Here is a 24,816-nt window from a genome sequence, read left to right as displayed (position 1 = left end):
GCATCAAGTCAGATTTTACTTACGATAAGTGCCAATACAAAAACAGCGGTGACATGGCGGCTCCCTTATGTCCTGCGTGTCCACAGCAGCCGCTGTCGCCTTATCTTATTTTAAATGGCTATATGTTCATCACACCCGACTTAAACTTAAAGGCCGTCTGAATTATTTTTCAGACGGCCTTTACCGGCCATGATTTACTTTTTCCAATATGCCGGCGTTAACAGAATCAATACTGTGAAAATTTCCAATCGCCCCAACAGCATTACCATCGAACACAACCATTTCTGCACGTCGCTCAAACTTGCGTAATTGTGTGCAGGACCAACCTCGCCCAAGCCTGGGCCTGCATTGGTGATACAGGCAATAACGGCGGTAAAGGCGGAGACAAAATCCAGCCCCGTCACCATCAGCAGAAAGCTGAAGAGCACGACCGTCATAAAATACACAAAGATAAACGACATTACCGTCAAAGCCATACGCTCGGGAATGCTCCGGTTATTGACTTTTACGGTGCGGACGGCGCGCGGGTGCAGCAAAATCATCATTTCCCGCAAACTGAATTTAAACAGCACCAAAGCACGCACGTTCTTAATGCCCCCGCCCATCGAACCGGAACTGGCCAAAATATTCGACAGAAAAAACATCCACAGCGAAACCATCAGCGGCCATTTGGCGAAATCGGTGTTGGAAAAGCCGCTGGCCAAACCAATGGAAACAAAGTTAAAACTCACGAAACGAAACGCGTCCGCCAGCGAAGGGTAAAAATTTTTGTGCCACAGATACAGGCTGCACACGACAATACTGCCGAGCATGGTCATCAAAAGCACACGGCATTCTTCGTCTTTCCAATAAACTTTGAGCGAGCGGCCGCCCAGAGCGGCAAAATGACTGGCAAAATTGATGGCACCGAATAAGGTGAAAAACATAATCGTCCATTCGATTTTGACCGAATTGAAGTAGGCAATACTGTCATCATGCGTGGAAAAACCGCCCAATGCCACAGAAGACATGGCATGGCACAATGCGTCAAACCAGCTCATCCCCGCCCAATGCAGCGAAAAAAACGCCGCTACCGTAGTTAAGATATACGCGCCCCACAATTTTTTCGCCACTTGGGAAATGCGCGGTGCCATTTTGCTTTCTTTGTCCAGGCCCGGAATTTCCGCTTTGAAAAGCTGCGTACCCCCGACACCCAGCATCGGCAAAATCGCTACCGCCAACACGATGATCCCCATCCCGCCGAGCCAATTGAGCATATGCCGCCAGAAATTGACCGACGGCGCCAGCGTATCCAAGCTGCTGATAACCGTTGCGCCGGTCGTGGTCAGCCCCGACATGGCCTCAAAAAAAGCATCGGTAAAGCTCAATTGGGGCACATACAGATAAATCGGTACGGCCGCCACCACCGCAAAAGCCAGCCACAGCATGATGACCAAAGTAAACCCGTCGCGCGTGCGCAGCTCACGGTTGAAACGCAACGTCAGCAGCCAGATCGTACAGGAAGAAAACGTCGTCACCAGCGCAGTACGGGCAAATGCCGGAAACGCGCTGTCGAGAAACAAGTACGACATCAGCGTCGGTACCATCAGCAGCAACGAAAACAGCACGCCGAGCTTGGACAGCACGTGAATAATCGGTATGACTTTATACATATCAGTCTTCAAAACGCAGGCCGTCTGAAAAACGCCCGCCGGAACAGTTTAAAATTTCAGACGGCCTTATTTCACAAGGCCGTCTGAAAACGTATTTTATCAAATTCTCTGTATATGGATACGGATATTTCGATTTTACACTTTATCAAACGGAAATAAATCCTAAAATAAAACAGCCTATTAGATACAACATTCAATTTTTCGCCTGTCAAAACTTGTATTTTTAAAAAATACGCATATAATGTTATGTTATAACATTTAAGGACAACTTATGAAACCCGATATTCATCCGGATAACTACCGTACCGTTTTATTTTACGACAGCGGCGCAGACGAAGGCTGGCCTATCCGTTCGTGTGCGAATACCCACGGCAAAACCATGATTTGGAAAGACGGCAACGAATACCCGCTGTTCTCATTGGACACCTCATCCGCCTCCCACCCTATCTATACCGGCAAGCAGCGCAATGTGGCTACCGAAGGCCGCGCCAGCAAATTCCACCAGCGTTTCCAATCCGTAATGGGTTCTTTGAGAAAGGATAAATGATGCAGGTTTTGTCTTCTTTGAAAACGGCGAAACAACGCCACCGCGACTGCCAAATCGTCCGCCGCAAAGGCAGAGTGTATGTGATTTGCAAGAGCAATCCCCGTTTCAAAGCGCGCCAGCGTTAACTTTTTTGCTGTAGTTTTTTATGTAACGCTCTGTCTATCAAGCGTTTTACCGCACCTTATCCTTGGGTGCGGTATTTTTTCATCATGGATATATACGGCGCAACAAACGCCGAAGGCCGTCTGAAAAATATCTTTTCAGACGGCCTTCCTGAATCTTCAAAATTTACGGCCAACGCATTCCGGCTTTAATCAATGCGGCAATATTCCACCGACAAAATCTCAATCTCTTCGCGCCCTTCAGGCCCGTTAAGCACCACTTCGTCGCCTTCACGCGCTTTTATCAGACACCGTGCCAAGGGAGAAATCCACGAAATTTTGTTCTGCGCGGTATCGATTTCGTCCACCCCGACGATTTTGACGGTTTGCTCGCTGCCGTCGCCGCGCAACAATCCCACAGTCGCACCGAAAAAGACTTGGTCGGTCGGTTCGCGCGATTCTGGATCAACCACCACCGCTGCCTCCAAACGCTTGGTCAGGAAACGGATGCGGCGGTCGATTTCACGCATACGGCGTTTGCCGTAAAGATAGTCGCCGTTTTCGCTGCGGTCGCCGTTACTCGCCGCCCAGTTGACGATTTGTACGATTTCGGGGCGTTCTTTGTTCACCAACTGATAAAGCTCGTCTTTTAATGCCTGCCAGCCGACGGGCGTGATGTAGTTTTTGGTTTCTGCTGTCATGATGTATCCTTTACAAATGACATTTTAACGCAGTCAAAAGGCCGTCTGAAAACCTTTTTTGTTTTCAGACGGCCTGTGCTTGCAAACTCAGTCTTCGTCGCCGCTGCTGATGGTGATGCTGTGTTCCATTTTGCTCGGCATGACTTTCAAGCCGCCGCAGCCGGTTTTGCCTTCCGACAAACGCTGCAGATAATCTTCGTCGATGTCTCCGGTCAGATAAATGCCGTTGAAGCATGAAGAATCAAAGCCTTGAATCTTCGGATTCAATGCTTTGACGACGGTTTCCAAATCGTTCAAATCTTGGAACACCACCCCGTCGGCACTGATTTCCTGTGCAATCTGGGCAGGCGTGCGGCCGTTGGCAATCAACTCTTCGCGGGTCGGCATGTCGATGCCGTACACATTCGGAAAACGCACTTCCGGTGCGGCCGAAGCGATATAGACTTTACGTGCGCCCGAAGCACGAACCATCTCGACGATTTCACGGCTGGTGGTACCGCGCACAATCGAATCGTCCACCAACAATACGCTTTTGTCTTTGAATTCCGTTTCCATCGGACTGAGTTTCTGACGCACGGATTTTTTACGCGTTGCCTGGCCGGGCATAATGAACGTGCGGCCGATGTAGCGGTTTTTAATCAAGCCTTCGCGGTAAGGTTTGTTCAAGTGCATGGCCAATTCCATCGCACTCGGGCGGCTGGTATCGGGAATCGGCATAATCACGTCGATGTCGTCCAGCGGCAATTCGCGCTTGATTTTTTCCGCCAGCGACACGCCCATGTTCAAACGCGCCTGATACACCGATACTTCGTCAATCACCGAGTCGGGACGGGCAAAGTAAACATATTCAAACAGACACGGTTTCAATTGTGCGCCGCCGCTGCACCGGCGCGAGAAAAACTGCCCGTCGAAACCGATAAACACGGCCTCGCCCGGTTCGATGTCGCGTTCCAAATCGTATTCCAGCGCATTAAACGCCACCGATTCGGAAGCGACGGCGTAAGATTTGAAGCCACTCTCATCAGTTTTGGAACCCAACACCAGCGGGCGGATACCGTAAGGATCGCGGAAGGCCACCATGCCGTAACCGGCAATCATCGCCACCACGCCATACGCGCCGCGCACCAGTTCGTGAACGGATTGCACCGCGGCGAACACATTGTCAATGCTCAATATTTTGTCGCTGTTTTTCGATACTTCATGGCGCAATTCGTGCGCAAATACGTTCAGCAAAACTTCCGAATCGGAACTGGTATTGATGTGGCGCAGGTGTTTGTGGCACACGTTTTCATACAGTTCGGCGGTATTGGTCAGATTACCGTTGTGCGCCAACACGATACCGAAAGGCGAGCTGACGTAAAACGGCTGCGCTTCCGCGCTGCTGCCCGCATTGCCTGCGGTCGGGTAACGTACATGGGCGATACCGGCATTGCCGATTAAATCGCGCATATTGCGGGTACGGAATACCTCGCGCACCATGCCTTTGCCTTTGTGCATATGGAACATGCTGCCCTCCGCCGTTACGATACCGGCCGCATCCTGACCGCGGTGCTGCAACATCTGCAAACCGTCATAGAGCAGTTGATTGACCGGCTCGTTACTTACCAATCCTAATACACCACACATGTGTGTTCTCCGAAAAAAAGAATTAACCCAACGAAATTGAAACAAGATTAAACCGTTTTCAGACGGCCTTTCCGATTGAGGCCGTCTGAAAACGGTTGCGTTAAGAAGAAATACCGGCGTCGTAAATTTTGTCTCCGATGGCAGGCAGATAGGGCATCACGACATCACGCGCCAATGTCTCGAAATATGGAATGCTGTACGATGCCTGCCAATCTTCTGTCTGAGGCAAATCGGTGTAGGAACAGACCATTACGGCCAAAGTCACCAGCAACACACCCTTCACCGCACCGAACACACCGCCCAACATGCGGTTGATGCTGCCCAGCCCGATGGCCGAAACACCGGACGTCAATAAAGAGCGTAAAAACCGCTGCGCCAGCCAAGCCGCGGCAAACAGCATAATAAACGCCAATGCCACGCCCAAAGCCTGCGGCTCGACTGATTTGAACGCAATTTCGGCAAACGGTACGGCAAACCATTTGGCAACGAAAAACGCCACAATCCACGTCACCAGCGAACCGACTTCGGCAATCACACCGCGCATCAGCGACATCAAAATACATGCCGCAATCACGGTGAAAGCCAAAATATCCGCCAAAGGAAGATTACTCATTCACCACCTGTCCCGCGATACCGTCTTTAGAGCGCAGTTTCTGCAGATCTTTCGCGGCATCCTGACGGTTTTGGTACGTACCCGATTTCACGCGGTAAACCACGCCTTTGTCGGTTTTGATTTCGGTGATGGTCGCATTGATGCCCGCCGCCTTCATTTTGCGTTGCAGGCTTTGCGCACGTTCTTTTTCGGCATAACCGGCCTGAATGGAAGCTTTTCGGCCTGCAGACGCGGCAGATGTTTTTTCAGACGGCCTGTTTTTTTCAGCAGTCTTGGCTTTAGCCGCTTCGGCTTTCTTGGCTGCGGCTTTCTTGGCTGCGGCTTTTTGCTCCGCCTCTTTTGCTTTGGCTTCTTGTTTTACTTTAGCTTCTTGGGCTGCGGCTGCCTTCTTGTCGGCTTGTGCCTTGGCTTTGGCTGCAGCCGCTTTTCTCTCTTCCGCCTGTTTGGCTTTGCGCTCGGCGGCGGCTTTTTCCGCACGCTTGCGCTCGGCCTCTGCATTACGTTCGGCCTTTTCCGCCTTGGCTGCAGCAGCGCGTTTTCTGGCTGCTTCTTTTTCAGCCGCAACACGCCGCTCTTCGGCACGTTTAGCCGCCCGCTCTTCCGCCAAACGCTGGCGGCGTTCTTCCGCTTTCTGCTCTTCGCCAGCCTGTTTTTCCTCTTCGGCCTGTTGAACCTGCTCCGATTCTTCCAAGCCTTTGATATCGCTGTCGACCAGCTTGTCATTAATGATTACCAGAGGCGGTCCGATGTCTTGCGGCATGCTGGCACCGGCAGGTTTCAAAACTTCAACCGGCTGCTGCGGCTCTACGCTTTCAGGCGCACGTGCCGGCTCGGCAGATGCCTGTGCCTGCACCACATTCGGTTTTAACGCGGCAACATCGTTTTGTGCATTTTGCGCATTGTTTCGGGTAACGGCGGCAGTCTGCGCCGATGCTTTTTCTTCGTCGTCACCGCCCATATTCAATACGGAAGCCAGCAGAATACCGGCCACCACAACCAATCCTGACGTCATCACCAAGCGGCGGCGGTTGCGGCGTTTCAGCTGCTCATAACCGGTTAAGACTTCTCTTTGCTTATCGTCAGACATGAAATTTCCTATTTACAATGTTGCCATTACGTCGGCAACCGTATGAAACGAACCGAAAACGACGATTCTATCATTTTCGGATGCTCTCGCCAAAGCTGCTTGGTAGGCGGCTTTGACATGTTCAAAGACCTTTATTTTCCCGATGCCGTGCTGCGTCAGTTTTTCCTGCAAGGCCTCCGAAGTCATGCCGCGCGGCATATTCAAAGGGGCAACATACCATTCGTCAAACTGGTCTTTTATGATGTCCAATACGCCGTCGATGTCTTTGTCGGCCAACATGCTGAACACGGCAATCCGGTTTTGCGCAAACGCCAGATTAATCAGACTCTTGCGCAACGCTCGGGCGGCATGGGGATTGTGGCCGACATCCAAAACCGTCAGCGGACGGCCGGGCAGCACTTGGAAACGGCCGGGATTTTCCACCAGCAGCAAACCGCGTTTCACCGCACCGATGTCGACAGGCAGCCTGTCGCCCAAACATTCCAACACCGTCAGCGCACAGGCGGCATTGCCGATTTGGTACGCGCCGCGCAAAGCCGGAAACGGCAAAGCATTACGGCGTTTGGGCGTAAGGCCGTCTGAAACCTTGGGTTGGAACCGATAGTTCCATTGTACATTCTCCAAGGTATTGAAATCAAAATCTTCTTTGACCAATAATAATTTTGCACCGATGGCTTCAGCATGTCGGCGCAGCGATTCCGGCGGCGGGTTTTGGCCGCAGACCGCCGGCTTGCCGCTGCGGAACACGCCTGCTTTTTCAAAGCCGACCTGCTCGACCGTATCGCCCAAAAATGCCTGATGATCCAAATCCACGCTGGTAACCACCGCACAATCGGCATCGAACACGTTCACCGCGTCCAAACGGCCGCCCAAGCCGACTTCCAATACCATCACATCAACCTGTTCGCGGATAAAAATATCCACCGCCGCCAGCGTGTTGAATTCGAAATACGTCAGCGAAATATCGCCGCGCACCGCTTCGATGCGCTCGAACGCGGCCACGATGGCTTCGTCGGAAACAGGCCGGGTGTTGACCGCAATGCGTTCGTTAAAACGCAGAATATGCGGGCTGGTCAGCGTGCCGACCTTGAATCCGGCCTGCTTGTAGATTTGCGACAAGTAGGCGCACACCGAACCTTTGCCGTTGGTTCCTGCCACCACCACCACAGGGCATTGCGGCGTTAAGCCCATGCGCGTTTTCACTTCGCCGACGCGCTCCAAGCCCATGTCGATTAAGCCGCTGCTGTGGGCGGTTTCCAAATGCGAAAGCCAGTCTTGCAATGTTTTTTTCATACTGCGTTATTCTGTTGAGGCCGTCTGAAAAATATTTTTCAGACGGCATGAATTAAATCGTCGGTTCGTTCGCTTGTCCGGCTTCCTGCAACCCGCACCATCTTGCCCACACGCGCAAACGGCGGTGGCTTTCTTTACCCAGCATATCGGGCAAAACCAGCTGCCAAACCGTGCGGCTGCCCGTGTTCCATTGCAGAAACAGTATGTGGCGCGTAACCAGCGACGAACCGCCCAATACCGCTTCCAAAGGCGTTTGCTCCTGTCCGATAAAAATGACCGCCTTTTGCAGACGATCGACGGAGATTTTCGTAACGGCCTGCCTGCCTTGCAGATTCGCGTTCCGCCAAGCATAAACGAAACTTGCCGCCAACCCGAGCAACCCGAGCCACAACATCACGCCGTAAACCCATACCGCGCACACCGCCGTTGCCGCCAAGTGCAGAACAGCGACGGCGGTTTTCAGGCTGCGGGAAGGCTTCAAGGCCGTCTGAAATGCGCGCACGGCATTACATCATGTTGTCGAACACGGGGCTGACGTTCAAATCGGCTTCTTCCATGTCCAAAACCATATCGTGGATTTCGATGTCGAAAAATTCCCAAAACGCTTTCAGGCTCATGTCCTGCGGCCATTTGGCCTTATCCACGTCCCAACCGGCCAATTCCGCCTCGAAAATCTGCTGATAACGCTCGTCGAAATACGAAACCACCGCTTCGGGTTCGTCAAACTCGGGGACGAGAAACACCGAGCAGTTGGTACGCAGCTGCTCCACCGTCAAATCCGGCATATTTTCATCGGCGGATTTCAGCCATTCCAAAAAACGCGCGGTCGGTTTCAACACGACGGCGGTACGGTCAACAAAATACATGATACTTCCTTATTTATTTTCTTTTTAAGGCCGTCTGAAAAATTAAGAAAAATTTTCAGACGGCCTCACCCGTTTACTCAATGCGTCATGACCTGCTGCAAAAACTGCTTGGCGCGCTCGTGTTTCGGGTTGGTAAAAAATTCTTCCGGTGCGGCCTCTTCGATAATCTGCCCGTGATCGACGAAAATCACGCGGTCGGCCACTTCGCGCGCGAAACCCATTTCGTGGGTCACACACATCATCGTCATGCCGCTTACCGCCAAATCCTTCATCACTTTCAACACCTCGCCCACCATTTCGGGGTCAAGCGCGGAAGTCGGTTCGTCGAACAGCATCACGCGCGGTTCCATTGCCAAGCCGCGCGCAATCGCCACGCGCTGCTGCTGACCGCCGGAAAGCTGGCTGGGCATCGCGTCTTTTTTATGCGCCAAGCCGACGCGTTCGAGCAGCTCCATCGCCTTTTTCTCCGCCTGCTCGCGGCTCTGCCCTTTCACTTTCATCGGCGACAGGATGATGTTTTCCAACACGTTCAGATGCGGGTAAAGGTTGAAACTCTGGAACACGAAGCCGACTTCGGCACGCAGTTTGTTCAAATCGGTTTTCGGGTCGGCGACATTGATGCCGTCCACCCAAATTTCGCCGCTTTCGATGGTTTCAAGCTGGTTGACCGTGCGGATCAGCGTGGATTTGCCGCTGCCCGACGGCCCGCAAACCACCACCACCTCGCCCTGCTTCACTTCCAGATTCACGCCGTTGATGACGTGCAGGTCTTTGAAATGTTTGTGTACGTTTTTGAATTTAATCATGTTTATCCAATAAATCTTAATCTGTTCTAGTATCTTGAATAATCTCACACTTGAAATTAATGTCACTAATATTTTTATCTAAATAAATAATTTTACTCTCATCATTTTTTTACTTCCATTCGGAAACTATTTCGTGGATATTCTCCAACTTCTATTAATGAATAGCTGCCTATTCCACGCCATAATATATTTACAGGGAAAATTATTTGCTCATTTTTATTGACACAAATTTTTTTATCCAAGTTAAGCTTTTGAATACTTAATTCAGCAAACTTGTACTGCTCAGATGAAAGTTTAACAATAACATTTTGTTTAGTTAAACCTACAAGATTAGTGACACTCTTCCACAATCCTACTTGAGTAAAAATATAAAAAACAGCAATACCAGAATATAAACTCAAAATAAAAATATATTCTCTCTTTTTATTTGCACCAAGCTTTCCAAATCTTATAAAATATAGAAACACTGTTACAAAAGGAATAAAAAAAATAGAAAATAATATAATCTTCGACCTAAAACCTATGTGATTTCCATTTAATTCAAAATATTTAAACAACTGAAAAAATAAAATAAAGCTTATTAAAAAAATCATTATAACTTTTCATTAGTTTTCTTACTTTTAAACCTAACTTTAAAGCCTAAATCTCTAAAATAAAATGGAGAATATATTACAGCGAAAACAAAGCCAAATTCTAATGAGAGAATAATAAAAGCTAAAGTATCGGATAAAGATAAACCAATGGGCAGCCAATTGATTACGAAAATTATATAGAAAAATATAAATAAAATACCAATAGTAGTTATAATACTGATTAAAAAGCTAGAAAATCTTCTTACACTTTCAAAATCTGAAGAATTATCTTTCATTAAAGTAGCTAGAAATTCAACTTTTCCTTTTCTATTGTTCATTTCTATTTTTCTTCATATCCCATAGATAATTGCTCAGTTCCACATATTTTTCCGGCGCGATGTGTTCGGCACGGTCTTGCGGGTTGATGCCGACGGCTTGCAAATCCGCATCGTCGGCCAACTCTTTCAGATTATTGCGGATGGTTTTGCGGCGTTGGTGGAACGCGAGTTTCACCAGTTTGGCGAAATGCTCGAAATCGGCGGCTTCGCCGATGCGGTGTTTCACCGGAATCATGCGCACCACGGCGGAATCGACTTTCGGCGCGGGGTCGAACGATTCAGGCGGCACGTCAATCAGGCTTTCCATGTCGAAAAAGTATTGCAGCATCACACCGAGCCGCCCATAGTCGTTGGTTTTCGGCTCGGCCACCATGCGCTCGACCACTTCTTTTTGCAGCATAAAATGCATGTCGATGACCTCGTCGGCGATGTCGGCCAGTTTGAACAGCAGCGGCGTGGAAATGTTGTACGGCAGGTTGCCGACGATTTTCTTTTTGCCCGCCACGCTTCTGAAATCGAATTGCAGCACGTCGCCCTCGTGTATCACGAGTTTGTCGGCAAACGGCAGGGTTTTCAGACGGCCTACGATGTCGCGGTCGATTTCGCAAACGTGCAGTTTGTCCAATTTTTTCGCCAGCGGCTCGGTAATCGCCGCCAAACCGGGGCCGATTTCAATCACGGTGTCGCCGGCCTGCGGGCGCACGGCGTTGACGATGTCGGCGATGATGCGCGTGTCCTGCAAAAAATTCTGCCCGAACCGCTTGCGGGCTTTGTGTTCTTTCATACGGCGTCTTTATTCGGGGGATTTTTTCAAGGACGTATTGTAACTGAAAATATCCGCCTATTGAGAAAAGGCCGTCTGAAAACGGAAGTTTTTTTGCGGCGTTTTCAGACGGCCTTTTGCGCTATTTTCCAAACGGCGGCACAGCCAAGCCGAATTGCGCCAAAAGTTCGGCGGTTTCGAATACCGGCAAGCCCATCACGCCGGTGAAACTGCCCTGCAGATCCGCGACAAACACACCGCCCAAACCTTGGATACCGTAGGCACCGGCCTTGTCCATCGGCTCGCCGCTGTCGATATAGGCCGCAATTTCCTCCGCGCTTACGGCTTTGAACGTAACATCGCTCTTCTGCAAAACCGTGCGCGTTTCGCCCTGCCAAAACACGCTGACGGCGGTATAGACCTGGTGCGTAGTGGCCGATAATTGCGCCAACATTTCCGCTGCGTGGGCTTCGCTTTCCGGTTTGCCCAAAATCTGGTTTTGGTAGGCCACGGTGGTGTCGGCGGTGAGAATCGGACATTCGGGCTGACCGGCATTTTCGGCCTGCCATTGCGACACGGCGGCGGCGTTTTTCTCACGCGCCAGCCTTTGCACATAATCAGCGGCTTTTTCCTGCCGATACGGCGTTTCGTCGATGTCGGCAGGCAGACGCTGCACCGTGTAACCCAAATTTTCCAAAATTTCGCGGCGGCGCGGGCTGCCGGAAGCAAGATAGATACGGTTCATGATGTTGAGCTTTGTAAGGTTTTCAGACGGCCTGTTTAACAGAAAGGCCGTCTGAGACTTATTGATATTCCTGCGCCAAATTAATATAGTTCACAGCCGATTGTTTTAAAAACGCTTTTTCCTCATCGGTCAATACCCGAACCTGTTTCACGGGCGAGCCGAGATAGAGAAAACCGCTTTGCAGGTGTTTGCCCGGCGGCACCATGCTGCCCGCGCCGACCATGACTTCATCGTCAATCACCGCATCGTCTAACACCACCGCACCCATGCCGACCAACACGCGGTTGCCGATGGTGCAGCCGTGCAGAATCACTTTGTGGCCGACGGTGACGTCTTCGCCAATGATTAAGGGCGAACCTTCGGGCTTGTGCGCACGCGCACCGGTAACGTGCAGCACGCTGCCGTCCTGAATATTGGTGCGCGCGCCGATGCGGATGTGGTTCACATCGCCCCGCACGGCCACCAGCGGCCAAACGTTGACCTGTTCCGCAAGACTGACCCGGCCGATAATCACGGCGGTGTTGTCGATAAAACAGGTTTCGTGAATCTCGGGAACGTGGTTTTGAAACGGACGAATCGGCATGGCGCATCCTTTGTCGGTGATGAATAAATCGGAAACGGATTTATAACATAATCAAGGCCGTCTGAAAAAGCGGTTGTTTTTCAGACGGCATTCGGTTGGACAATTTGTGCTAAGTTATCTTACCGACTTTATCCAAGCTGTTTTTCACAAAGGCCGAGACCTTTGCAAAACCCGAAAGTATTCAAAAAACCTCTAATCCGTCATTCCCGCGAAGGCGGGAATCCAGAATTTTAACCTGCTGTAATTTATAAATATTTCCGAAACCGATAAGTCTGGATTCCCGTCTTCGCGGGAATGACAGAAATAGATTTTTTAGTTTAAGTTGAGTTTTGCAAAGGTCTCAGGTGTAAGAAAAGCTAGCGTTGTTTACAGTATTTGAAAGACAATACTGCCATGAACATCCACAAAAATACCCGACTTACACCGCACCAACGTCAAGCCGTTTGGCGCGCCTATACACAGGATAAAATTACCGTTACTTCACTTGCCCGGCAATACCAAGTCAGCAGAGTAACCATCTACCGTATCCTCAAAGCCGCACGGCTGCAGCTGCTCACACCGCAAAACAGTACCAACAACCGGTTCAAACAAGCAAAATACGGGATGAAACGTTTGGCTAAGGTTGAAAAAGCCATCGAAGAAAAGCTCAAAAAACAGGCTAAACGCTACAACAAATCCTATCCCGGCGAAATGGTGCATTTCGATACCAAACGGTTGCCGCGGCTGAAAAACCAAAGCGTTGCCGACCCGTTCGAATACCTGTTTGTCGCCATCGACGACTACTCCCGCGAACTGTACGCAGCCATCTTGCCCGACCGTACGGCTGCCAGTGCCGCCAAGTTTCTGTTGAGGGATGTGATTGACTGCTGCCCGTACACCGTCGAATGCGCATACTCGGATAACGGAGTGGAATACAAAGGCAATGCATCCCACCCGTTTGGCGCTGCCTGCTGCCGCAACAACATCGTGCAGAAGTTTACCCGTATTGCGCGTCCGCAGACCAACGGCAAAGCGGAACGGGTGATTCGGACGCTGATGGAGATGTGGCACGATAAGCAGACATTTGACGATGCGCAACACCGGCGCAGGGAATTGTGCCGCTTTGTGAATTTCTACAATACGGTCAAGCCGCACGGCAGCTTGAAAGGCAGGACGCCTTTTGAGACTTTGGAGGATTATTTTTCTCAACCTGTTGTGTAAACAACCCGGTTATTTCTTACATCTCAGGCCGTCTGAAAATAAATTCCTTATTTTCAGACGGCCTTATCATCGGTAAACTGTTCTTTCAATTCATCAAAACCGTATTTTCCAGCGAGGAGAAACCATGTCCGACCGCCTTACCCGCCTGCTTGGCTGCCGTCTGCCCGTGATTCAGGCACCGATGGCCGGTGTGCAGAACAGCCGCCTGGCCATCGCTGCCTGCCGCGCCGGTGCGCTCGGTTCGCTGCCTGCTGCCATGCTTTCGCCCGAACGGCTGCGTGCCGAAATCGAAACCATACGCGCCGCGACCGATGCGCCGTTTAACGTCAACTTTTTCGCCCACCGCCAACCCGAAGCCGATGCGGAAAAAATGCGGCAATGGCTGGCCGCGCTCGCGCCCTGTTACCGCGAACTGGGCATCGATGCCGACACCATCACTCAAAACGGCGGGCGGCAGCCGTTCGGTGCGGCGCAGGCGGAAATCGTCGCCGAACTCAAGCCGCCGGTGGTCAGCTTTCATTTCGGTTTGCCCGAAGCCGGGCTGCTCGAACAAGTCAAAAAAAGCGGCGCGAAAATTCTGGCTTCCGCCACCACCGTCAACGAAGCGCGCTGGCTGGCAGAACACGGAGCAGACGCAGTCATCGCGCAAGGCTTGGAAGCAGGCGGCCACCGCTCCATGTTCCAAAGCGGTTTGGCCGAACAGGCCGGCACGTTTGCGCTGCTGCCGCAAATCCGCCAAGCGGTAAACGTGCCCGTGATTGCCGCAGGCGGCATCTGCAATGCGTCCACCGCACGCGCGGCCAAAGTTTTGGGCGCAGACGGCCTCCAAATCGGTACGGCCTTATTGTTGGCCGACGAAGCCGACACCACCGCCCTGCACCGCGCCGCCCTGCAAAGCCCGCGCGCGGAAACCACGGCGTTGACCAACCTGTTTTCAGGCGGCTTGGCGCGCGGTATCGTCAACCGCTTTATGCGCGAATACGGCTGCATCCGCCCCGACGCGCCGCCGTTCCCCTTGGCACAAACCGCTTCCGCACCCTTGCGCAGCGCAGCCGAAAAACAAGGCAGTGACGAATTTTCGCCGCTGTGGGCCGGGCAAAATGCGCCGTTGACCCGAAACGGTAAAGCAGCGGAAATTATTGCCGACATTGCGCAGGGATTTTTGTCATAGGATGCTGAATTTGAATACAGGCCGTCTGAAAAATAATGTTTCAGACGGCCTGAGACCTTTGCAAAACCCGGTATAGACCTGAAAACCTATGCCCGTCATTCCCGCGCAAGCGGGAATCCAGGATTTTAACCCAATGTAATTTCTAAATATTTCTGAAACCGGTAAGTCTGGATTCCCGCCTGCGCGGGAATGACGGATTAGAGGTTTTCGGTTTCGAATCAAGTTTTGCAACGGTCTCGGCCTTTAGCTTTGCAAATTTGAAATTAAACCTGAAAATCTATGTCCGTCATTAGCGGCGCAATTTCTCGAAGGTCTCAGTCTGATTTAAAATACCCGCCTGATAACGGACAAGAATTCACCGTTTTAAGCCGCATTCAGCAAAACCGATGCTTTCAAAACACAAAGGCCGTCTGAAACCCAATCGCGTTTCAGACGGCCTTTTTCTGTTTGCCCAAATCAAATTATCCGGCCAGCCGTTGTTTCCAATACGCCGCCTGCAAACGCACCTGCTCGGGCGCGGTTCCGCCCAAGTGGTTGCGGGCGTTCAGACTGCCTTCGGGGGTGAGCACTTGGTACACATCCTCGGCCACCAAACCGGAAAAGCCCTGCAACACGTCCAGCGGCAGTTCGCTCAAATCCACGCCTTTTTCGTCGGCGTGGCGCACGGCTTGGGCGACGACTTCGTGCGAGTCGCGGAACGGCATACCTTTTTTCACGAGATAGTCGGCCAGGTCGGTGGCGGTGGCGAAGCCCTGCATCACGGCGGCGCGCATGTTTTCGGGCTTGACGGTTACGCCGCGCATCATGTCGGCGTAGATGCGCAGGGTGTCGATGAGCGTGTCCACGGTGTCGAACAGCGGTTCTTTGTCTTCCTGATTGTCTTTGTTGTAGGCCAGCGGCTGTGATTTCATCAGGGTAATCAAGCCCATCAAATGACCGACGACGCGGCCGGATTTGCCGCGCACGAGTTCGGGCACGTCGGGATTTTTCTTCTGCGGCATGATGGACGAGCCGGTGCAGAAGCGGTCGGCAATGTCGATAAAGCCGAAGCGTGGCGACATCCACAGAATCAGTTCTTCGGAAAGGCGGCTCAGGTGCACCATCATCAGGCTGGCGGCGGCGGTGAACTCGATGGCGAAATCGCGGTCGGACACGGCATCGAGCGAGTTGCGGCAGATGTCTTCAAAATCCAACAGTTTTGCCGTGGTTTCGCGCTGAATCGGGTAGGTCGTACCGGCCAGCGCGGCTGCACCCAAAGGCATGCGGTTGACGCGTTTGCGGCAGTCGGCCATGCGCTCCCAATCGCGGCCGAGCATTTCGACGTAGGCGAGCATGTGGTGGCCGAAGCTGACGGGTTGGGCGACTTGCAGGTGGGTGAAACCGGGCATTACGGTTTCGGCGTTTTGTTCGGCCAATTCGATTAAGGCCGTCTGAAGATCTTGAATCAGGGTTTGGATGTCGGTGATTTGGTCGCGCAGCCACAGGCGGATGTCGGTGGCGACTTGGTCGTTGCGGCTGCGGCCGGTGTGCAGGCGTTTGCCGGCATCGCCGATTTTGTCGGTGAGGCGGCGTTCGATGTTCATGTGCACGTCTTCCAAATCGAGCGACCATTCCAGCTTGCCGGCTTCGATTTCTGCTATAATCTCAGCCATACCTTGTCGGATGGCGGATAAGTCGTCGGCACTCAGCACGCCGCTTTGCTGCAGCATCTGCGCGTGTGCCAAAGAGCCTTGGATGTCCCACTTGGCCAGACGTTTGTCGAAGTCGATCGAACCGGTGTATTTTTTCACTAATTCGGATACCGGCTCGTTGAAACGGCCCGACCAGGTTTTATCATTACTCATTACACTGTTCCTCAGATATAAAACAAAAAGTTAACCGCAACATAGGGTTAACATATAAATAAAAAGCGAAAACGCCTAAGGGTTCACATGTCCATTATACGTCAATTATCCCAGAAAATATCCCATACTTTCGCCGTGCCGGATTTGCGTAATTCCGCTACGGTGGTCCGTCTGCTGATTATCGTGATTTCGTCGCTGCTGCTGCTGCCTTTAATCAGCGAATCCCCGCTGGGTTATGCCGAGGAAATCCAACGCCACTTGCCTTGGATCGCGCTGGTCGTGATACTGGTTTTGGTGAAAGCTTTTTTCATCAACAGCTTTCTGCCTTCCCTCTACCGCTCCAAACACGCTTTTTTCATTTCTTATTTTGCAAACACGGGAATTTTCCTGTTTGTCGACTGCGTTATTCTGGACAATTGCCTCCATCCCGAAACCTTTGTGCAGCATTTCGGCCTGTTTAATATTTTTATGCTCGGTTTCATGTTTACCGAAGCATCGCGCATCAACAGCCTGGCACCGTCCATCTCCGAAGCCCGCTTGAGCGCGCTCACAGCCCGTATCCGCCCGCACTTTCTGTTCAACAGCCTCAACGCCGCCATCAGCCTGATCCGCCTGCGCCCGTATGATGCCGAAGTGTTGCTGGAAAACCTGGCCAACCTGTTCCGCGCCCAACTGCGCGACGGCAGCCAGAGCAGTACGCTCGGGCAGGAAATCGAATGGGCGCAGGAATACATCGCCATCGAACAAATCCGCATGGGCCATGTGCGCGTGCAGGTCATGTGGCAGCACCAAGCCCCCGATGATGCGGAAACACCGCACCTGCTCTTGCAGCCGCTGCTGGAAAACGCCGTGTTTCACGGTGTGGAATCCACCCACCGCCCGGGTATGATTACCGTGTGGACCAAGCTGAACAAGTCTTCGATTTACATCCGCATCGAAAATCCTTACACCCCGCCGGAAAGCGGCGAAAACCTCAAACCGCATAAAGGCAATTCGATGGCTTTGCGCAATTTGAAAGAACGCTTGGCCTTGATGTACGACAACGATGCCAAAATCCAGAGTCGTGAACTCGACGGCGTTTTCCGTGTCGACATCCGCCTGCCTTACCGTAAGAAAAATTCCGATGTAAACCGCTTGTTCGGCGGTTAAACATTATTTTCCGTCCCTCAAGGCCGTCTGAAAAATTTTCAGACGGCCTTTGCCGTATCATTTACAATATCGACTCTACACTTAATTCCGGTTAAATCAGGCTAAAACGCTTGTTCCCGCGCCTGATTCACTTTAATTTAAATACCCCAACCGAAAGCTGATGAGATGAAAAACATCGTCATTTTAATTTCAGGCCGCGGCAGCAACATGCAGGCCATCGTCAATGCCCGAATCCCAAATGTCCGCATCGCAGCGGTATTGAGCAACAGCGAAACCGCAGCCGGCCTGACTTGGGCGGCGGAGCGCGGTATCGACACCGACAGCCTGAACCACAAAGCGTTTGAATCGCGTTTGGCTTTCGACCAAGCCATGATGGAAAAAATCGATGCGTATCAGCCCGATTTGGTGGTATTGGCCGGTTTTATGCGCATTCTCACGCCTGAGTTCTGCGCGCATTACGAAGGCCGCCTGATGAACATCCATCCGTCGATTCTGCCGTCATTTACCGGTCTGCACACGCATGAACGCGCCTTGGAAGCAGGCTGCCGCGTCGCCGGATGCACGATTCATTTTGTCACCGCCGAGTTGGACTGCGGCCCGATTATCGCCCAAGGCGTCGTGCCGGTTTTGGATGGCGATACCGCCGACGACATCGCCGCACGCGTTTTGAAAGTCGAGCACCAATTATTTCCGAAAGCCGTTGCCGATTTTGCGGCAGGCCGTCTGAAAATCAAAGGCAACCGTGTCTTGAATACGGATACGCAGGTGCAACCGTCTTCATTATTAGCCTAACATCAGGAAAGATTATGAACACAACCCCTACCCTTACCGCTTTGCTGATCACCGCCTTGGCCGCCCCTGCCGCTCTGGCCGCCGAATTGCCGAAATCGGCCACGTTGCAATATTCCGGCAATCTGAAAATTCCGGCCACCATGAATTTCACCCGCACGGGCAACAGCTACAAAATCGTTTCGACGGTTAAAGTACCGCTTTACCGTATCCGCTTCGAGTCCGGCGGTACGGTTTCAGGCAATATACTGCAACCGAAATATTACAAAGAAATCCGTGACGGCAAGCTCTACACCGACGTCAAATTCAACGGCAGCAAAGTCACTTACGGCAAAGTCGGCGACCAAAAAACCAAGACCGTTTCCGGCGTTACCATGGATTTGTTTACGCTCGCCTGGCAGCTCGCCGCCAATGATGCCGTTTTACCGCAAAATCTCAACGTTACCAATGGTAAAAAAATCTATCCGGTCAATAATATGACCAATGCCGGAACCTCAAACTACAAATTCGGCGGCGGCACGACTCCGGTAAGCAAATATGTTGTCCACCGCGGCGACGATACCATCAATTACTCTTTTGCCACCGAATTCAACAATATTCCGGCGCAGATCGTTTACAAGGAAGACGACGGTAAATCTTACAACCTGCGCCTGACCCGCTTGACGGTTGACGGCAAAACAGTCAAACCTTGATTCGGGCGGTTTCACGGTTTAAAAGTTGGCTGTTAAATAAAAAACATGCCGTCTGAAAATGTTCAGACGGCATGGGTTTATTGATATTATTGATTGATAAATAAATTTTTCCCGATTCCAATCCACTCGTTCAAAAAGGCCGAGACCTTTGCAAAACTGGTAAATTTTTAGAAATCTTTAAACCGTCATTCCCGCGCAGGCGGAGGAAATCCAGACCTATCGGATTCATGAATATTTAAATATTTCAGCAACTTGACGTTCTGGATTCCCGCCTGCGCGGGAATGACGGATTAGAGGTTTTTGAATACTTTCGGGTTTTGCAAAGGTCTCAGGTGTAAGAAATAACCGCGTTGTTTACACAACAGGTTGAGAAAAATAATCCTCCAAAGTCTCAAAAGGCGTCCTGCCTTTCAAGCTGCCGTGCGGCTTGACCGTATTGTAGAAATTCACAAAGCGGCACAATTCCCTGCGCCGGTGTTGCGCATCGTCAAATGTCTGCTTATCGTGCCACATCTCCATCAGCGTCCGAATCACCCGTTCCGCTTTGCCGTTGGTCTGCGGACGCGCAATACGGGTAAACTTCTGCACGATGTTGTTGCGGCAGCAGGCAGCGCCAAACGGGTGGGATGCATTGCCTTTGTATTCCACTCCGTTGTCCGAGTATGCGCATTCGACGGTGTACGGGCAGCAGTCAATCACATCCCTCAACAGAAACTTGGCGGCACTGGCAGCCGTACGGTCGGGCAAGATGGCTGCGTACAGTTCGCGGGAGTAGTCGTCGATGGCGACAAACAGGTATTCGAACGGGTCGGCAACGCTTTGGTTTTTCAGCCGCGGCAACCGTTTGGTATCGAAATGCACCATTTCGCCGGGATAGGATTTGTTGTAGCGTTTAGCCTGTTTTTTGAGCTTTTCTTCGATGGCTTTTTCAACCTTAGCCAAACGTTTCATCCCGTATTTGGCTTGTTTGAACCGGTTGTTGGTACTGTTTTGCGGTGTGAGCAGCTGCAGCCGTGCGGCTTTGAGGATACGGTAGATGGTTACTCTGCTGACTTGGTATTGCCGGGCAAGTGAAGTAACGGTAATTTTATCCTGCGTATAGGCGCGCCAAACGGCTTGACGTTGGTGCGGTGTAAGTCGGGTATTTTTGTGGATGTTCATGGCAGTATTGTCTTTCAAATACTGTAAACAACGCTAGCTTTTCTTACATCTCAGGCCGTTTGAAAAATATTTTTCAGACGGCCTGCCATTTTCACCGATACCGGTTTACTTATTCGCATTCAAATACAAATTAATCAGACGCTCGGTAGAGCTGTCGTGTTTTTGCGGTTCACTCTCGCCGGTCAATTCGGCCAAAATGGTTTTGGCCAATTGCTTGCCCAGTTCCACGCCCCATTGGTCGAAGCTGTTGATGCCCCAAATTGTCCCCTGCACGAAGGTTTTGTGTTCGTACAATGCAATCAGGCTGCCCATATTGCGCGGATTGACTTTATCCATCAGGATTAAGTTGGTCGGACGGTTGCCGGAGAAGGTTTTGTGCGGCACGAGTTCTTCGACGCGTGCTTCGTCCAATCCCTGCGCCTGCAATTCGGCACGCGCCTCTTCAGGCGTTTTGCCGCGCATAAAGGCTTCGGCCTGGGCGAATACGTTGGCCAGCAGGATTTCGTGGTGGCCGCGCAGGTTGCTGCGTTTTTCCAGCGAAGCAATCAGGTCAATCGGCGTGATGTGCGTACCCTGATGCAGCAGTTGGAAGAATGCGTGCTGGCCGTTGATGCCGGTTTCGCCCCAGATAATCGGCGATGTTTCGTGCTGCACGGCCTTGCCGTCGAGCGTCACCTGTTTGCCGTTGCTTTCCATGTCGAGCTGTTGGATAAACTTCGGCAGGCGGTGCAGGTGTTGGTCGTAAGGGGCGATGACGTGGCTGCCGCCGCCGTAATAGTTGATGTACCAAATGCCGATTAAGGCCAAGATGACCGGCATATTGCGTTCCAACGGCGTATTGTAGAAATGCTGATCCATCAGGTGCGCACCGTTGAGCATCTCAATGAAGTTTTCTTCGCCCAAAAACAGCATAATCGGCAGGCCGATGGCCGACCACAGGCTGTAACGTCCGCCGACCCAGTCCCAGAATTCAAACATATTGGCGGTGTCGATACCGAATTCGGCCACGGCTTTTTTATTGGTGGAGACTGCAACGAAATGTTTGGCAACGGCGGTTTCGTCGCCGGCGTGTTTCAGGAACCATTCGCGCGCGGTTAAGGCATTGGTCAGGGTTTCTTGGGTGGTGAAGGTTTTGGAGGCGATGATGAACAGCGTGGTTTCGGGGTGGACTTTTTCCAATACGTCACGCAATTGCGAACCGTCGACATTGGACACGAAGTGCATACGCATACGCGGATGGCCGTATTGTTTCAATGCGGTACACATCATCAACGGCCCCAAATCGGAGCCGCCGATACCGATATTCACCACGTCGGTAATCACTTGATTGGTGTAGCCCAACCAGCTGCCGCTGCGCACTTCGTGCGCAAATTCACCCATGCGCTGCAAAACGCGGTTCACTTTCGGCATCACGTCTTCGCCGTCCACCACAATCGGGGAGTTGGTACGGTTGCGCAAGGCAATGTGCAGCACGGCGCGGTTTTCGGTTGAGTTAATTTTTTCGCCGTGGAACATTTGTTTGATGCGCTCGGGCACACCGGCTTCGCGTGCCAAATCCAGCAGCAGCGACAGGGTTTCGTCGTTGATGCGGTTTTTGGAATAATCCAAGGTCAGGCCGCCCACTTGCGACCAATAGCGTTCGGCACGCTGCGGATCTTGCTCGAACATGGCGCGCATGTGGTCGGTTTTGGTTTGGTCGAAATGTTTCCACAATTTTGACCAACTCGGCAGGTCGTGAAGGTGTTTCATGATTTTTAGTCCTTACCATATTCAATATGTTTATTGTGAATGCTTTTTTTGCTTTTTTGCAGTTGCAGGCTGGCTTCGTCGCCCAAACGCAGAGCCAAGCCGATGGCCAGAATATCGATGACGGCCAATTGCAGCAACCGCGACACCATCGGCGTATAAAGCTCGGCATTTTCCTGAGTGGCCACGCTCAATACGCAGTCGGCCAATTGCGACAACGGGGAATCGGCACGCGTAACCGCAATCACGGCTGCACCGTTTTGCTTGGCAATGCTGACGGCATCCAAGAGTTCAATCGATGAGCCGGTGTTGGAAATCGCCACCAAAGCATCTTTCTCCGTCAACACCGATGCCGCCATCAGTTGGGTGTGGGTGTCCACGTAGGCGACGGTCGAAATACCGAAACGGAAAAACTTATGCTGCGCATCCTGCGCCACAATGCCGGAATTGCCGACACCGTAAAACTCAACGCGTCGGGCGTGCATCAGCGTGGCGATGGCATTTTCCAACTCCGCCTCTTTCAGGTAGCGGCGTTCGCCCAGCAAAGAAGCGGCGGCATTGCCCAGCACCTTTTCCACAACATTATTCATGTCGTCGTCGGCATTCAGCTCTTCGTGCACATAAGGCATGCCTTCGTGGCCGATGCTGGCCGACAATGCCAATTTGAATTCGGGCAGGCCTTTGTAGCCCAAGCTGCGGCAGAAACGGATGACCGTCGGCTGGCTGACTGACGCACGTTCGGCGATTTCCGCTACGGCCGCATGGACAAACCATTTCGGTTCGGCCAAAGCTGATTCGGCGACTTTACGCTCCGCACCGGACAAATTCGGCAATGACTCACTGATTTTACTTAACATAATGGTAATCCCTATCCGTTATCGCAATGTGACAGACTGTTTTTCTGCATTGCAGATTTATTTGCTTAACACGTTTTTCAAATGATTGTCCAAAGCCGCGGCCGCGCCGGTAATGCCGGGAAACTCGCTTAAAACGACAAACACCGGAATCGCGGCCAAATAAGCCTCAAAACGGCCTTTGTTTTCAAAACGGCTGCGGAATGAAGAATTTTTAAAGTATTCCAACACACGCGGAATAATGCCGCCGCACAGATACACGCCGCCGCGCGCGCCCAGGGTCAATGCAAGATTGGAGGCCACCGTACCCAGCATGGCGCAGAAAATATCCAAGGTCTGGCGGCACAACGGCGATGTGCCGCTTAATGCACGCTCTGTAATTTCAGACGGCGTCAGTTTGCCGGGTTTGGCTTTTTCCTTAGCGGCCAGGGCTTCGTAAATCAGGCTCAAACCCGCACCGCTCAGGAAACGTTCAGCAGACACATGGCCGTATTTGTTTTTGGCATACTGCCAAATGGTCACTTCCATATCGTCAAACGGCGGAAAACTGGTATGGCCGCCCTCGCCTGCCAAAGCCACCCAACCGGCCGGACTGTGTACCAAGCCGCTCACGCCCAAGCCCGTTCCCGGACCGATAACGGCTTTCGGCTGGTTCAACGCCGGTGCCTGACCGCCGATCTGAACCAAATCTTTGTCTTCGGTTTGCGTCACCGCCAACGCCTGGGCGGTGAAATCGTTCAAGAAGATCAAGGTTTCCAAACCCAATGCCTGACGGGTGGTTTCGATGGAAAACGCCCAATGGTGGTTGGTCATCTGCACCCAATCACCCACAATGGGATTAGCAATCGCCACAGCCGCATGAGCGACTTTCGGCTGACCAGCCAAACGGAGATATTCGCGTGCGGCATCAACGATGGTATCGTAATCCTTACAAGGCAATACATGTGCCTGTTCGATTTGCTGCGGTGCGACTTCAAGCGCGAAACGGGCATTGGTGCCGCCGATGTCGGCGACCAGGCGCGGGTAATCAGTTGGTGTAGAAGACATGGCAATCCACTCTTTCGTTATTTAAAATCAGGCTGATCGGGTATTCGGTAGTCGGAGCTTCCGCCGCTTTGTCGAATACGGCTTTCTTCTCTGCCCCCTGAATGGCCAAAAACACGTTTAATGTGTTTAAAACCGCATTCAAGGTCATGCTGATGCGTTCATGCGGCGCAGTCACCGGCGTAGTGTGAATCAGGGGCAGGTTATTTTCCAGATTAATCGCTTCCTCCAATTGAGGAGCTTGCGGGAAGAGAGAAGCCGTATGGCCGTCTCCGCCCATGCCCAACACCAGCACATCGGGATGTTTGTATTGTTTCAACGCATCATCCACCACCGCCTGCGGCTGTAATTCGATTTCAGTTTTTCCGTCCTCTACCATCGGAATCCACCGTGCCGCCGCCGCTTTGTTTTGCAGCAGATGTTCGCGCACCAAGCGGGTATTGCTGTCGGCGTGATCGGTCGGAACAATGCGCTCGTCCACCAAGCCGATGCTCACATTCGCCCAATCCAAATCCTTTTTCGACAAGGCTTCAAAAAAAGCAATCGGGGAGCGGCCTCCGGATACCGCCAATACCGCACTGCCTTTTTCATTCAAGGCATTCTGCAGCTCGATGGCAACGGCATCGGCCTGCGCACGGGCAGCAACGGCTGCATTTTCATATTCGTGCCAAGTAAACATGGTGCATTCCTTTCGCTTTTCAGACGGCCTTTATTTGACAGGCCGTCTGAAACATTAAATAAATTCCAAACTGAATCCGGACCGGCGTTACGCGCCTTATCATGACAGTCTGCCCCGAATGAAGGAACTGTTTAGGCCGTCTGAAAAATTTTCTGTATAAACCAAACCGATAATGAATTTTCAGACGGCCTCAA

The 24,816-nt window shown here is 51.7% G+C and carries 27 protein-coding genes; 7 read left to right on the top strand and 20 right to left on the bottom strand.

Features of this window, described 5'->3' with window-relative positions; translation table 11 throughout:
* Positions 1-194: 194 nt before the first annotated feature.
* Complete coding sequence (locus ACM67E_RS03255) at positions 195-1,652, bottom strand: TrkH family potassium uptake protein (protein WP_416192190.1); 1,458 nt, start codon at positions 1,650-1,652, stop codon at positions 195-197.
* 271 nt (positions 1,653-1,923) lie between these two features.
* On the opposite strand from ACM67E_RS03255, the gene ACM67E_RS03250 reads away from it, so the two are divergent.
* Together ACM67E_RS03250 and ykgO are read left to right on the top strand one after the other, a co-directional pair.
* A complete protein-coding gene (locus tag ACM67E_RS03250) occupies positions 1,924-2,199 on the top strand; it encodes a type B 50S ribosomal protein L31 (RefSeq protein WP_416192189.1) in 276 nt (91 codons plus the stop codon).
* Positions 2,199-2,324, top strand: a complete 126-nt coding sequence (gene ykgO, locus ACM67E_RS03245; RefSeq protein WP_416192728.1) for a type B 50S ribosomal protein L36 — start codon at positions 2,199-2,201, stop codon at positions 2,322-2,324. Before ACM67E_RS03250 ends, ykgO begins: the two co-directional genes overlap by 1 nt.
* Positions 2,325-2,509: 185 nt before the next feature.
* On the opposite strand, the gene greB is transcribed toward ykgO, so the two are convergent.
* The 13 genes from greB to ACM67E_RS03180 all read right to left on the bottom strand — a co-directional run bounded on the left by greB (position 2,510) and on the right by ACM67E_RS03180 (position 12,293).
* Positions 2,510-3,001 carry a transcription elongation factor GreB gene (gene greB, locus ACM67E_RS03240; protein WP_416192188.1) on the bottom strand — a complete coding sequence of 164 codons (492 nt, stop codon included), beginning with the start codon at positions 2,999-3,001 and terminating at the stop codon, positions 2,510-2,512.
* An 87-nt stretch (positions 3,002-3,088) separates the two neighbouring features.
* A complete protein-coding gene (gene purF / locus ACM67E_RS03235) occupies positions 3,089-4,627 on the bottom strand; it encodes an amidophosphoribosyltransferase (RefSeq protein WP_416192187.1) in 1,539 nt (512 codons plus the stop codon).
* Positions 4,628-4,727: 100 nt separating this feature from the next.
* Positions 4,728-5,240 carry a CvpA family protein gene (locus tag ACM67E_RS03230; protein ID WP_416192186.1) on the bottom strand — a complete coding sequence of 171 codons (513 nt, stop codon included), beginning with the start codon at positions 5,238-5,240 and terminating at the stop codon, positions 4,728-4,730.
* Positions 5,233-6,327: an SPOR domain-containing protein gene (locus ACM67E_RS03225; RefSeq protein WP_416192185.1), complete on the bottom strand. Its 1,095-nt coding sequence runs from the start codon at positions 6,325-6,327 to the stop codon at positions 5,233-5,235. The genes ACM67E_RS03230 and ACM67E_RS03225 overlap by 8 nt, the downstream gene beginning before the upstream one ends.
* 12 nt (positions 6,328-6,339) lie before the next feature.
* Positions 6,340-7,620, bottom strand: a complete 1,281-nt coding sequence (gene folC, locus ACM67E_RS03220; protein WP_416192184.1) for a bifunctional tetrahydrofolate synthase/dihydrofolate synthase — start codon at positions 7,618-7,620, stop codon at positions 6,340-6,342.
* 52 nt (positions 7,621-7,672) lie between these two features.
* On the bottom strand, positions 7,673-8,122 hold the full coding sequence (locus ACM67E_RS03215) for a protein YgfX (protein ID WP_416192183.1): 450 nt from the start codon (positions 8,120-8,122) through the stop codon (positions 7,673-7,675).
* Between the two features lie 4 nt (positions 8,123-8,126).
* The gene (locus ACM67E_RS03210) at positions 8,127-8,486 is read right to left on the bottom strand and encodes a hypothetical protein (RefSeq protein WP_416192182.1); all 360 of its coding nucleotides are present in this window, start codon (positions 8,484-8,486) and stop codon (positions 8,127-8,129) included.
* 77 nt (positions 8,487-8,563) lie between these two features.
* Positions 8,564-9,292 carry an amino acid ABC transporter ATP-binding protein gene (locus tag ACM67E_RS03205; protein WP_416192181.1) on the bottom strand — a complete coding sequence of 243 codons (729 nt, stop codon included), beginning with the start codon at positions 9,290-9,292 and terminating at the stop codon, positions 8,564-8,566.
* Between the two features lie 101 nt (positions 9,293-9,393).
* Positions 9,394-9,885, bottom strand: a complete 492-nt coding sequence (locus tag ACM67E_RS03200; protein ID WP_416192180.1) for a hypothetical protein — start codon at positions 9,883-9,885, stop codon at positions 9,394-9,396.
* The gene (locus ACM67E_RS03195) at positions 9,885-10,202 is read right to left on the bottom strand and encodes a hypothetical protein (RefSeq protein WP_416192179.1); all 318 of its coding nucleotides are present in this window, start codon (positions 10,200-10,202) and stop codon (positions 9,885-9,887) included. Before ACM67E_RS03195 ends, ACM67E_RS03200 begins: the two co-directional genes overlap by 1 nt.
* The gene (gene rsmA / locus ACM67E_RS03190) at positions 10,192-10,986 is read right to left on the bottom strand and encodes a 16S rRNA (adenine(1518)-N(6)/adenine(1519)-N(6))-dimethyltransferase RsmA (RefSeq protein WP_416192178.1); all 795 of its coding nucleotides are present in this window, start codon (positions 10,984-10,986) and stop codon (positions 10,192-10,194) included. The genes ACM67E_RS03195 and rsmA overlap by 11 nt, the downstream gene beginning before the upstream one ends.
* A 121-nt stretch (positions 10,987-11,107) precedes the next feature.
* Positions 11,108-11,710, bottom strand: coding sequence for a Maf family protein (locus tag ACM67E_RS03185; protein WP_416192177.1), 603 nt, complete (start codon positions 11,708-11,710; stop codon positions 11,108-11,110).
* Between the two features lie 58 nt (positions 11,711-11,768).
* Positions 11,769-12,293, bottom strand: a complete 525-nt coding sequence (locus ACM67E_RS03180; RefSeq protein ID WP_416192176.1) for a gamma carbonic anhydrase family protein — start codon at positions 12,291-12,293, stop codon at positions 11,769-11,771.
* A 393-nt stretch (positions 12,294-12,686) separates the two neighbouring features.
* On the opposite strand from ACM67E_RS03180, the gene ACM67E_RS03175 reads away from it, so the two are divergent.
* Together ACM67E_RS03175 and ACM67E_RS03170 are read left to right on the top strand one after the other, a co-directional pair.
* The gene (locus ACM67E_RS03175) at positions 12,687-13,493 is read left to right on the top strand and encodes an integrase core domain-containing protein (RefSeq protein ID WP_416190995.1); all 807 of its coding nucleotides are present in this window, start codon (positions 12,687-12,689) and stop codon (positions 13,491-13,493) included.
* Positions 13,494-13,617: 124 nt separating this feature from the next.
* Positions 13,618-14,664: an NAD(P)H-dependent flavin oxidoreductase gene (locus ACM67E_RS03170; RefSeq protein WP_416192175.1), complete on the top strand. Its 1,047-nt coding sequence runs from the start codon at positions 13,618-13,620 to the stop codon at positions 14,662-14,664.
* 461 nt (positions 14,665-15,125) lie between these two features.
* Here ACM67E_RS03170 and argH read toward each other — a convergent pair whose 3' ends face one another.
* Positions 15,126-16,508: an argininosuccinate lyase gene (argH, locus tag ACM67E_RS03165; protein WP_416192174.1), complete on the bottom strand. Its 1,383-nt coding sequence runs from the start codon at positions 16,506-16,508 to the stop codon at positions 15,126-15,128.
* Between the two features lie 87 nt (positions 16,509-16,595).
* Here argH and ACM67E_RS03160 point away from each other — a divergent pair, with 87 nt between their 5' ends.
* From ACM67E_RS03160 to ACM67E_RS03150, 3 genes are all read left to right on the top strand, one after another.
* Positions 16,596-17,657 carry a sensor histidine kinase gene (locus ACM67E_RS03160; protein WP_416192173.1) on the top strand — a complete coding sequence of 354 codons (1,062 nt, stop codon included), beginning with the start codon at positions 16,596-16,598 and terminating at the stop codon, positions 17,655-17,657.
* 165 nt (positions 17,658-17,822) lie between these two features.
* Entirely contained in the window at positions 17,823-18,449 is a 627-nt protein-coding gene (purN, locus tag ACM67E_RS03155) for a phosphoribosylglycinamide formyltransferase (protein WP_416192172.1), read from the top strand.
* 14 nt (positions 18,450-18,463) lie between these two features.
* Positions 18,464-19,138 (top strand): DUF3108 domain-containing protein, encoded by a 675-nt coding sequence (locus tag ACM67E_RS03150; protein WP_416192171.1) that lies wholly within the window; start codon positions 18,464-18,466, stop codon positions 19,136-19,138.
* A 354-nt stretch (positions 19,139-19,492) separates the two neighbouring features.
* On the opposite strand, the gene ACM67E_RS03145 is transcribed toward ACM67E_RS03150, so the two are convergent.
* From ACM67E_RS03145 to pgl, 5 genes are all read right to left on the bottom strand, one after another.
* Entirely contained in the window at positions 19,493-20,299 is an 807-nt protein-coding gene (locus ACM67E_RS03145) for an integrase core domain-containing protein (RefSeq protein ID WP_416190995.1), read from the bottom strand.
* Positions 20,300-20,404: 105 nt separating this feature from the next.
* Positions 20,405-22,048, bottom strand: a complete 1,644-nt coding sequence (gene pgi / locus ACM67E_RS03140; protein ID WP_416192170.1) for a glucose-6-phosphate isomerase — start codon at positions 22,046-22,048, stop codon at positions 20,405-20,407.
* A 5-nt stretch (positions 22,049-22,053) separates the two neighbouring features.
* A complete protein-coding gene (locus ACM67E_RS03135; RefSeq protein WP_416192169.1) occupies positions 22,054-22,902 on the bottom strand; it encodes a MurR/RpiR family transcriptional regulator in 849 nt (282 codons plus the stop codon).
* 57 nt (positions 22,903-22,959) lie between these two features.
* A complete protein-coding gene (locus ACM67E_RS03130; RefSeq protein WP_416192168.1) occupies positions 22,960-23,946 on the bottom strand; it encodes a glucokinase in 987 nt (328 codons plus the stop codon).
* A complete protein-coding gene (gene pgl, locus ACM67E_RS03125; protein WP_416192167.1) occupies positions 23,927-24,622 on the bottom strand; it encodes a 6-phosphogluconolactonase in 696 nt (231 codons plus the stop codon). Before pgl ends, ACM67E_RS03130 begins: the two co-directional genes overlap by 20 nt.
* Between the last annotated feature and the right edge of the window lie 194 nt (positions 24,623-24,816).

The organism is Neisseria sp. CCUG12390, assembly GCF_047837985.1.
Classification (GTDB): Bacteria; Pseudomonadota; Gammaproteobacteria; order Burkholderiales; family Neisseriaceae; genus Neisseria.
This window is presented reverse-complemented; position numbering and strand designations above follow the sequence as displayed.